This is a genomic window from Rhizobium sp. L43 (assembly GCF_002531725.1).
Classification (GTDB): domain Bacteria; phylum Pseudomonadota; class Alphaproteobacteria; order Rhizobiales; family Rhizobiaceae; genus Rhizobium.
In genome coordinates this window covers 524,511-534,879 of record NZ_NWSQ01000001.1, presented here as the reverse complement: position 1 = coordinate 534,879, position 10,369 = coordinate 524,511, and the positions used below count along the sequence as shown (strand labels likewise).

General features: G+C 61.9%; 9 protein-coding genes. 8 read left to right on the top strand and 1 reads right to left on the bottom strand.

What is annotated here, in order from left to right; translation table 11 throughout:
* A partial coding sequence (locus CO667_RS02460; protein ID WP_143540688.1) for a calcium-binding protein occupies positions 1-1,260 on the top strand: 1,260 nt, incomplete at its 5' end.
* A 127-nt stretch (positions 1,261-1,387) separates the two neighbouring features.
* Here the strand turns inward: CO667_RS02460 and CO667_RS02455 are convergent.
* Positions 1,388-1,972, bottom strand: coding sequence for a DUF1349 domain-containing protein (locus tag CO667_RS02455; RefSeq protein WP_097616864.1), 585 nt, complete (start codon positions 1,970-1,972; stop codon positions 1,388-1,390).
* Between the two features lie 229 nt (positions 1,973-2,201).
* On the opposite strand from CO667_RS02455, the gene CO667_RS02450 reads away from it, so the two are divergent.
* From CO667_RS02450 to CO667_RS02415, 7 genes are all read left to right on the top strand, one after another.
* Positions 2,202-3,728 (top strand): ABC transporter substrate-binding protein, encoded by a 1,527-nt coding sequence (locus tag CO667_RS02450; protein ID WP_097616863.1) that lies wholly within the window; start codon positions 2,202-2,204, stop codon positions 3,726-3,728.
* A 223-nt stretch (positions 3,729-3,951) separates the two neighbouring features.
* Entirely contained in the window at positions 3,952-4,893 is a 942-nt protein-coding gene (locus CO667_RS02440; protein ID WP_179874043.1) for an ABC transporter permease, read from the top strand.
* A complete protein-coding gene (locus CO667_RS02435) occupies positions 4,893-5,762 on the top strand; it encodes an ABC transporter permease (RefSeq protein ID WP_097616861.1) in 870 nt (289 codons plus the stop codon). The genes CO667_RS02440 and CO667_RS02435 overlap by 1 nt, the downstream gene beginning before the upstream one ends.
* Positions 5,763-5,814: 52 nt before the next feature.
* Positions 5,815-6,327, top strand: coding sequence for a RidA family protein (locus CO667_RS02430; protein WP_097616860.1), 513 nt, complete (start codon positions 5,815-5,817; stop codon positions 6,325-6,327).
* Between the two features lie 70 nt (positions 6,328-6,397).
* Positions 6,398-7,594: an aminotransferase class V-fold PLP-dependent enzyme gene (locus tag CO667_RS02425; RefSeq protein ID WP_097616859.1), complete on the top strand. Its 1,197-nt coding sequence runs from the start codon at positions 6,398-6,400 to the stop codon at positions 7,592-7,594.
* A 17-nt stretch (positions 7,595-7,611) separates the two neighbouring features.
* A complete protein-coding gene (locus tag CO667_RS02420; RefSeq protein WP_097616858.1) occupies positions 7,612-9,444 on the top strand; it encodes an ABC transporter ATP-binding protein in 1,833 nt (610 codons plus the stop codon).
* 85 nt (positions 9,445-9,529) lie between these two features.
* On the top strand, positions 9,530-10,351 hold the full coding sequence (locus tag CO667_RS02415; protein ID WP_097616857.1) for a bifunctional allantoicase/(S)-ureidoglycine aminohydrolase: 822 nt from the start codon (positions 9,530-9,532) through the stop codon (positions 10,349-10,351).
* The last annotated feature ends 18 nt before the right edge of the window (positions 10,352-10,369 follow it).

The window sequence follows — 10,369 nt, the reverse complement described above, 5'->3', positions numbered from 1 at the left end:
GCAGGCGCTGATAGCTTGATCGGCGGTGCGGGCAGCGACACCTACATCGTCGACGATGCCGGCGACAGCGTCACCGAAGCCGTCGCCGCGGGGATAGACACAGTTCGCACGATACTGGCAAGCTATACGCTTGGCAGCGATGTCGAGAACCTCACCTATGTGGGAACGGCAGCCTTTACCGGAACAGGCAATGCGCTGAACAACATCCTGACCGGGGGGGCAGGTGCCGACACCTTGGACGGAAAGGCAGGAGCAGACATACTGATCGGCGGAGCGGGCAACGATACCTATATTGTCGATGATCTTTCCGACGCGGTCATCGAAGGGCTGAATGCAGGCAGCGATCTGATCAATACGACGCTTTCAAGCTATACGCTCGGCAACAATGTCGAGAACCTGACCTATACGGGATCCGCCAGCTTCACCGGCACCGGCAATGCGCTTACCAACATGATCACCGGCGGTGCCGGCAATGATCTTCTGGACGGCGGCGCCGGCAATGACATACTGATCGGCGGGGCTGGCAACGACATCTATGTGGTCGACAGTACGAGCGACGTCGTCACCGAGGCGGTCAGCGCCGGCACCGACGAAATCCGCACGGCGCTTGCGGGCTATACGCTCGGCGACAATGTCGAGAATCTGACCTATACGGGATCCGCCAACTTCACCGGCACCGGCAATGCGCTCGCCAACACCATCACCGGCGGCGCCGGCAACGACATACTGGACGGTGGCGCTGGCGCCGATAGCTTGATCGGCGGTGCGGGTGACGACACCTACATCGTCGACAATGCCGCCGACAGCGTCACCGAGAACGCCGATGCAGGAAGCGACACGGTTCGCACGACGCTGGCGAGTTATACGCTTGGCAGCGATGTCGAGAACCTCACCTATGCCGGAACGTCTGATTTCAGCGGAACAGGAAATTCGCTGGATAACCTCATTCTCGGCGGTAGTGGGACCAACACGCTGACCGGTGGCGCCGGCAACGATATTCTCATTGGCGGGGAGGCAGCTGATTTCTTCGTTTATTCGCCGAACTGGGGTCACGATACGATCATAGACTTCATGGCAATCGGCACGGCGCATGACACGATCCGGATCGATCACAGCATTTTCGCCGATTGGGCGTCGCTTCTTGCTGCATCCAGTCAGTCTGGCAGCGATACAATCGTTACAGCCGATATCGACAACACCATAACGTTGAAGAACGTGGCCGTATCAAGCCTAGACTCGTTCGACTTCCTGTTCGCGTGAGCCCAATAAAACCTCCCCGGTAGAAATCATGCCGGGGAGGATGGCCGATTTTCAAAGTATATCGCGAAACTGTGCGGCCTTCGCGCCGTTGATGTCAGCTGGATGTGGCGTAAGCATCGCCCATTCCCTAACTCAAATCATGCAGATCCGTCGTAATCGCCGCCCCAATCGAAAACTCCGAAAACCGCACCCTCAATCCACTGCGCTCCGGCGTGCAGGCAGCCGGCCCGACCTCGTAGTGCTCGGCTACGGGGAAGGGCGCTAACCGCAGCAGCGGCCAGAAGCTGCCATCACGCGACGCCTGGATACGCATCGCGCCGTTGGCGAGAGTGACGCGGATGCGGAAGTCCTCCAGCTTCTTGAAGGGCTGCGCCACCGACCAGTCGGATCTGCCGTCGGTGACGACGGTGCTGAGGAAGGGTTCGCAGTCGGTGAACTCGACGCCTGTTTTCACCCAGCGTTTTTCGTCGATACGCACCATCAGGCCGGCCTGGTCGTAGAGCGTGCGGAATTCGCCCTGGACGCGGATCTGCGCGGTGAAGCCGTCGGCCGTGGGAAAGGCGAGGAAATGGCCGCTGTCCCGGGTGAAGCCGTAATGGGTTTGCCGCCAGAAATCGGTTTTCTCATCGGTCGTCAGGGTGAGGGCGGCTTCGTCCGCCTGCCAGTTTGCCGGCTCGTTCAGCCATTTTCCGCCGGTGAAATCGATGCTCATCCTGTTCTCCCGTTCCGTGAAGCCTGGCCGCAGGGCGATCGCCCGACCTTGGCATATCACGCAGCCCCAGTGCAGAGGGGCGCAGGCGCATCTGAAGATGGTGTTTTTTCGATGTCGCGCTATCCGCGGCTGCATAATCCGTCACTGATGCTTGACAGGATCGATCCAGCTCCTATTCTGTTACAAAAAGATGAATTACATAATTGTGGAACTAAACGGGAGCCCTTAGATGAAAACATTGGTCGCATTCCTTCTCGGCACTGCGCTCGTCGCCCTGCCTTCGACGCTGCTTGCCCAAGAAAAGGGCGGCGTCATCAACGTCGCGACGATCGGCGAGCCGCCGACGCTCGATCCGATGTCGTCGACGGCCGATCTCGTCGGCATCGTCACGCAGCATATTTTCGAAACGCTTTACACTTTCGACAAGAGCTGGAACGTCACGCCGCTTCTGGCCGAAAGCCTGCCTGAGATCAGCGCCGATGGCAAAACCTATACGATCAAGCTCAGGACTGGCATCAAGTTCCACGACAATAGCGATATGACCTCGGAAGATGTCGTCGCCTCGCTTGGCCGCTGGATGAAGATTGCCTCGCGGGGCAAGCAGGTGGCCGGCTTCATCGACAAGGTCACGGCCGTCGATCCGGCGACCGTCACTATCACGCTGAAGCAGCCCTATGCGCCGCTGACCTCGCTGCTTGCCTTCAACAATTCGGCCGCGATCATCATCCCTGCCGAAAAGCAGGACGAGCCGATGAAGGAATTCATCGGCACCGGTCCCTATATGCTCAAGGAGCGCAAGGCCGACCAGTATATCCAGCTCGTCCGCTTCGACGGCTACAAGTCTCGCGAAGGCGACAGCAACGGTTATGGCGGCGCCCGCCACCAATATCTCGATGAAATCCGCTTTGTGCCGGTGCCGGATCCGAATACCCGCGTCGAAGCAGCAATCTCCGGCCAATATGATTATGTCGACTCGATCGCGGTCGAATCCTACGACAAGCTGAAGGCTTCGACCGCCTCGCAGCCGGTCATGCTGAAGCCCTTCGGTTATCCGGTCTTCGTCTTCAACACCAAGGAAGGTGTTGCTGGGAATGTCGAGGTTCGCAAGGCGATCCGCCAGGCGCTCAGCATGGAAGACATGCTGGCCGCCGCTTTCGGCAGCACGGATTTTTACGCGCTCGATGGCGCCATCTATCCGAAAACCTTTGCCTGGAATACCGATGCCGGCGTCGAGGGCGCCTATAACGTCGCCGATCCGGAAGGGGCGGCGGCTGCCGCCAAAAAGGCCGGCTACAACGGCGAGCCGATCCGCATCCTGACCAGCCGCCAGTATGAATTCCATTACAAGATGGCGCAGGTCGCCGCCGAATATCTGAAGCTTGCCGGCTTCACCATCGATATGCAGGTGGTGGACTGGGCGACGCTGACGCAGCGCCGCACCGATCCGAAGCTCTGGGATATCTACATCACCCATAGCCCCTTCCTGCCGGAGCCGGCCCTCATCGGCTCGCTCTCGACCAGCTCGCCGGGCTGGTGGGACACGCCGGCCCGCAAGGCCGCCGTCGATGCCTTCACCTCGGAGGTCGACCCGAAGAAGCGCGTGGCGCTCTGGGCGGATGTCCAGAAGGCCGTTTATACAGACGCGCCCTTCATGAAGATCGGCGACTTCAACGCCGTCTCGGCGAAGTCGGTCAAGCTCGACGGTGTCGATCCGGCGCCGTGGCCGTATTTCTGGAATGCTTCGATCAAGAAGTGATGGAGTGTTCGTTGGCCACCTCCCTCTCCCTCATTCCTGTGCTCGTCACAGGAAACCAGCCACGGCGCGTCTGCGCCGTGAATGACCCTTATCCAGCGGAAGCTTCTTTTGCGCCCAAGGACTTGGGCGCGCTGGATTCCTGTGACGAGCACAGGAATGAGGGAAGAGGGAGGGCGGGGTCCGCGACGGTGTTCCATGCATCAACGATAGGAGCAAGGTGCGGATGATACGCTACATCCTCCAGCGCCTGTTCGGCATGATCGTCGTGATGTTTCTCGTCGTCACGATCGTCTTCGTCATCGTGCGCGTGACGCCTGGAGATCCGGCTGCCGTCATGCTCGGGCCGGATGCGACGCCGCAGGATATTGCCGACCTCAGGTCCCGGCTCGGCCTCGATCAGTCGCTCGGCCTGCAATATCTCTATTATCTCGGCCAGTTGCTGAAGGGTGATCTCGGCCAGTCGATCTTCCTCAACATGCCTGTCACCTCGGCCTTGCTCGACCGCGCCGAACCGACCTTCTTCCTGACGCTGTTCTCGCTCGCCATCGCCAGCATTATCGCTCTGCCGATCGGCATTTACGCCGCCTATCGCCGCGGCTCCATCGTCGACCAGGCGGCAACGACGCTTGCAATGTTTGCCGCCAGTATTCCAAGCTTCTGGCTCGGCCTCATCCTGATGCAGTTCTTCGCCGTCCGGCTCAACCTCTTCCCGGTCTCGGGTTATGGCGGCCCCGGCTCGACCTTCTTCGAGCGGATGTATCACCTGACGCTGCCGGCCTTTGCGCTCGGCATCGTCTCCTCGGCGCTGATCCTGCGTTTCACCCGCGCCTCGATGCTCGACGTGCTCGGCGATGATTATATCCGCACGGCGCGCGCCAAGGGGCTGATCGAGCGCAAGGTGATCCTCAAACATGCGCTGAAAAACGCGCTGATCCCGATCCTGACGGTGATCGGCCTAACGGCGGCAGTGCTGATTTCGGGCGCTGTCGTCACCGAAACCGTCTTCGGCCTGCCGGGTGTCGGCAATCTCGTCGTCTCGGCGGTGCTGCGCCGCGACTACCCCGTCATCCAGGGCGCGCTGCTGGTTATCGCCGCCCTCTACGTGCTGATCAATTTTGCGATCGACATGCTGTATCTGCTGGTCGATCCGAGGGTGCGCTACTGATGGCCGATATCGCGATCAAGCCAACCGAAAGCGAGGGCGGCAAATTCGTCCGCCGCCTGCTCAAGCGCAGAACGGTGGCCTTTGGTCTGCTGATCCTGACGATCTTCGTGCTGCTGGCGGTGTTTGCGCCGGTCGTCGCGCCCTATTCACCGTCGAAGCTCTCCATCGTCAACCGGCTGAAGCCGCCGAGCGGCATGTTCTTCTTCGGCACGGATGAATTCGGCCGCGACGTCTTCTCGCGCACCATCTTCGCCGCGCGCCTGTCGCTGCTCGTTGGTGCTGCCGTCGTGACGCTTTCGGCGGTGATCGGCGTGACGCTCGGCCTGCTCGCTGGTTTCTTCCAGAAGCTCGATACGCCGATCGCCCGGCTGATCGATGCGATGATGGCATTCCCGGATATTCTGCTGGCGATCGCGCTGGTCGCCGCCCTCGGTCCCTCGCTGACCACGGTCATCATCGCGCTGTCGATCGTCTATGCGCCGCGCCTTGCCCGCATCGTCCGCGCGTCGACGCTGGTCATTCGCGAGCTGCCCTATGTCGAGGCGGCGAGGGCGCTCGGGATTTCGACCTTCCACATCATGACGCGGCATGTGCTGCGCAATCTGCTGTCGCCGATCCTGGTGCAGGCGACGTTCCTCTTTGCCAGCGCGATGCTCGCCGAAGCCGGTCTGTCCTTCCTCGGCCTCGGCGTCAGCCCTGAGATCCCGACCTGGGGAACGATGATCGCCGCCGGCCGGCAATATATCGGCCAGGCCGACTGGATGACGCTGTTTCCCGGCGTCGCCATCATCCTTTCGGTGCTGTCGCTGCAGATGGTCGGCGATGGCCTCAGGGACATGCTGGACCCGAGACTTCGCAAAGATCTTTAAATCCGCCGACCCCTCGGTCGGCTTAATCCAAATTCGCCAAATCGAAAATTGCATGACAGGAGTTTGCGTGAATCAGTTTCCCACCGCCGCCGGCAAGGTCGAGAACTCGCCTTACGAACGGCTTGCCGCGCTCGGCATAACGCTGCCGCCGCCACCGCCGCCGATCGCCAATTTCGTGACGCATGTGCTGGAGGGCAATATGCTCTATCTCTCCGGCCAGGGACCGCGCGAGGCCGACGGCTTCCTGCATGCCGGCAAGGTCGGCGCCGATGTCGGTGTCGAGGCGGCCTATGACCATGCGCGGCTGACCGGCATCAATCTGCTTGCCGTCATGCAGGATGCGCTCGGCGATCTCTCCCGCGTCAAGCGGGTGGTCAAGCTGCTCGGCATGGTCAACGCCGTGCCCGAGTTCGAGGATCATCCGAGCGTCATCAACGGCTGCTCGGATCTCTTGATCGAGGTCTTCGGGCCGGCCGGCGAACATGCCCGCTCGGCCGTCGGCTTCGGCTCGCTGCCCGGCAACATCACCGTCGAGATCGAGGCGATCGTCGCCTTGCACGGCTGACGAGAACTTTCATATTGGGCGCAGCGTTCCATCTTATCCCGCTACTCGCCCCGGAATTCTGGAGACCTTCATGCCTAATGATATCAGACCTTCGCTCGGCCTTCGCCCCGTCATCAACGTGTCGGGCACGATGACCAGCCTCGGCGCTTCGATCGTCGTGCCGCAGGCGATCGAGGCGATGGCGTCGATCCTGCCGCATTTCGTCGAGATCAATGACCTGCAGCGCAAGGCCAGCACCGTCATCGGCCGGCTGACCGGCGGCGAGGCGGGCTTCGTCACCGCCTCCTGCTCGGCCGGCATCTCGCTCGCCGTTGCCGGCGCCATCACAGGCGACAATCTGCTGGCGATCGAGAAGCTGCCGGATGTCACCTCCGAGAAGAACGAAGTGCTGGTGCAGATGGGCCATGTGGTGAGCTATGGCGCTCCCGTCGACCAGGCGATCCGGCTCGCCGGCGGTAAGGTCGTGCTTGTGGGGCAGGCGACCTCGACGCATCGCTTTCACATGGAAAACGCCATCACCGACAAGACCGCAGCCGCCGTCTATGTCGTCTCCCACCATGTCGTCGATTACGGCCTGCTCAACCTGAAGGAATTTGTCGAGATCGCCCATGCCAGGGGGGTGCCGGTCATCGTCGATGCGGCCTCGGAATATGATCTCAGGGTTTTCCTGGAGCAGGGCGCCGATATCGCCCTTTACTCCGGCCACAAATTCCTCGGCGGCCCGACCTCGGGCATCGTTGCCGGCCGGAAGGAACTGGTGCGCCACGCCTTCCTGCAGAATATGGGCATCGGCCGCGGCATGAAGGTCGGCAAGGAGAGCATTTTCGGCGTCATGGCGGCACTCGAAGCCTGGGAAAGCCGCGACCATGCCGGCATCCGCGAACGCGAGACCGGTTATCTCAACCTGTGGAAACGCACGCTCGACGGCCGTCCCGGTCTCACCGCGCTGATCGAGCCAGACCCGACCAACAATCCGCTCGATCGGCTGCGGCTGATCGTCGACCCCGAGCAGGCCCATATCACCGCCTGGGATCTGGCCGATGCGCTGGCGAGGGGCACCCCGCCGATCATCGTGCGCGATCACGAGGTGGAGCACCGCTATTTCTATCTCGACCCGTGCAACCTGCATCCCGGTCAGGAGACGATCGTCGCCGAACGTCTGGCAGAAGAACTCGACAAGGCGCGCGCCTCCAACGAGATCATCGCAACGCCGATCGAGAACCGCAGCCGGCACCGTTTCGACGGTGTGCTGCGCTGGCCGGATTGAGCCGAAGAGGAGTCGATATGGCCAAGGTCCAAGCGCAACCGATCGAGTCGGCAGACGTTCTTTCCGTCGACAGGCTGACGACGTCCTTTCTGGTGGACGGCGCCTGGAAACCGGTTGTGCGCGACGTCTCCTTCACCGTCGCACCTGGTGAAACGGTGGCGATCGTCGGCGAATCCGGCTCGGGCAAGAGCGTCACCTCGCTCTCGATCATGCGGCTGCTGCAGGCGGAAACGAGCCATGTCGAGGGCCGCGTCATGCTCGGCGGGCGCGACCTCCTGGCCCTGCCGGAAGATGCCATGCGGCAGGTGCGCGGCAACGAGGTGGCGATGATCTTCCAGGAGCCGATGACATCGCTCAATCCGCTCTTCACCATCGGCGACCAGATTTCCGAGGCGCTGCTCTGCCATTCCGATATGAGCAAGGCGGACGCCAAAGCCGAGACGATAAGACTGCTGGAAAAGGTCCGCATCCCCTCGGCCGCCTCGCGCTTCGGCGAATATCCGCATCGTTTCTCCGGCGGCATGCGCCAGCGGGTGATGATCGCCATGGCGCTCGCCAGCCGGCCGAAGCTGTTGATCGCCGACGAGCCGACGACGGCACTCGATGTGACGATCCAGGGCCAGATCCTCGATCTCATCAAGATGCTGCAGGAGGAGGAGGGGACCTCGGTTCTGTTCATCACCCATGACATGGGCGTCGTTGCCGAAATCGCCGACCGGACGGTGGTGATGTATCGCGGCCAACAGGTCGAAAGCGGCATCACCGCCGATATCTTCCACCGCGGCAGGCATCCCTACACGAGAGCGCTGCTCTCGGCCGTGCCGGTGCTCGGCTCCATGCAGGGCCGGCAAAGGCCGCTGCGTTTTCCGGTGGTCAATACGGCGACCGGCGAATCCGACGTACCCACTGAGGCTGCCGATACGGTGGCGGCGACGCCGGTGTTGCAGGTGAAGAACCTCACCAAGCGCTTCGACATTCATACCGGCCTGTTCGGCCGGCTGACCAGCCGGGTGCATGCGGTCGAAAACGTCTCCTTCGATCTGCATGCCGGCGAGACGCTGTCGCTGGTCGGTGAATCCGGCTGCGGCAAATCGACGACGGGGCGCGCCATCATGCGCCTCATCGAGCCGCAGGCCGGTTCCGTTCTCGTCGAGGGCAGGGAGGTGCTCGGCCTCGACAGGAGGGATCTGCGCGAGATGCGCAAATCCGTGCAGATGATTTTCCAAGATCCTTTCGCCAGCCTCAATCCGCGCATGACGGTGGGTGCGGCAATCGCCGAACCCTATCTCGAACACAGGATGGGCAATGCGAAACAGGCAAAAGACGTGGTCGCCGACCTGCTTGTAAAGGTCGGCCTGTCCCCGGATATGGCGGCGCGTTATCCGCATGAATTTTCCGGCGGCCAGCGCCAGCGTATCTGCATCGCCCGGGCGCTCGCCTTGCAGCCGAAGGTCATCGTCGCCGATGAAAGCGTCTCGGCGCTCGACGTTTCGATCAAGGCGCAGGTCATCAATCTGATGCTCGACCTGCAGCAGAGCCTCAACCTCGCCTTCCTGTTCATCTCGCACGATATGGCGGTGGTCGAGCGTGTCAGCCACCGCGTGGCGGTGATGTATCTCGGCGAGATCGTCGAGATCGGCCCGCGCGCCGCCGTCTTCGAAAATCCGCAGCATTCCTATACGAAGAAACTCATCGCCGCCGTGCCGGTGCCCGATCCCGACCGTCGCCACGAAAAGCGGATGGTGGCGAATGACGAGATCAAGAGCCCGATGCGCCCGGTCGATTATCGGCCTCCGGCCACCTTCTATCGCGAAGTCGGGCCGGGTCATTTGGTGATGGCCGATCGGTAGGTTTGGCTTGGCCCATTGGGAGTTGCCTAACGGACCGTCGGCGCATAAAGCAGATACATAGGCAAATGCTTGGAAAGCCGCACCAATGAACAAGACAGATTATTTTTCGAAGCTCGGCGGTTTGCCGCCGCAGACCCAGCTGCTTTCCGGCAAGGCCGTTTTCACCACGGCTTATGCGGTCATCCCGCGCGGCGTCATGACCGATATCGTCAGCAGTGTCCTTCCGCATTGGGCGGGAACGCGGGCATGGGTGCTCTCCCGGCCGCTCTCCGGTTTCTCCGAGACCTTTTCGCAATATGTGATGGAGGTTCAGCCGGGCGGCGGAAGCGACCGGCCGGAGCCCGACAAGCGGGCCGAAGCAGTGCTGTTCGTCGTCGAAGGCGGCATGACGGTGGAGCTCGAAGGCGTCAGCCACGCGCTGCGCGCCGGCTCCTTCGTCTATATTCCGGCGGGTTCGGCCTGGCGGCTGAAAAACGATGGTTCGGCCGCGGCGATCTTCCACTGGATCCGCAAGGCGTTTCAGGAGGTCGACGGGCTGGAGCCGCCGCCGGCGATCGTCACGCATGAGGACGATCATCCGATCCGCGCCATGCCTGACACCGACGGCCGCTGGGGCACGACCCGCTTCATCGATCCGGCCGACGTGCGCTACGACATGCATGTCAATATCGTTACCCTGGCGCCGGGTGCCGTCATCCCCTTTATGGAAACCCATGTCATGGAGCATGGTCTCTATGTGCTGGAGGGCAAGGCGGTCTATCGCCTGAACCAGGATTGGGTCGAGGTCGAGGCCGGCGATTTCATGTGGCTGCGCTCCTTCTGCCCGCAGGCCTGTTATGCCGGCGGCCCCGGCCGGTTCCGCTACCTGCTCTACAAGGACGTTAACCGTCACATGACGCTCTGGTAGGCGCTATCGCGAGGGGAT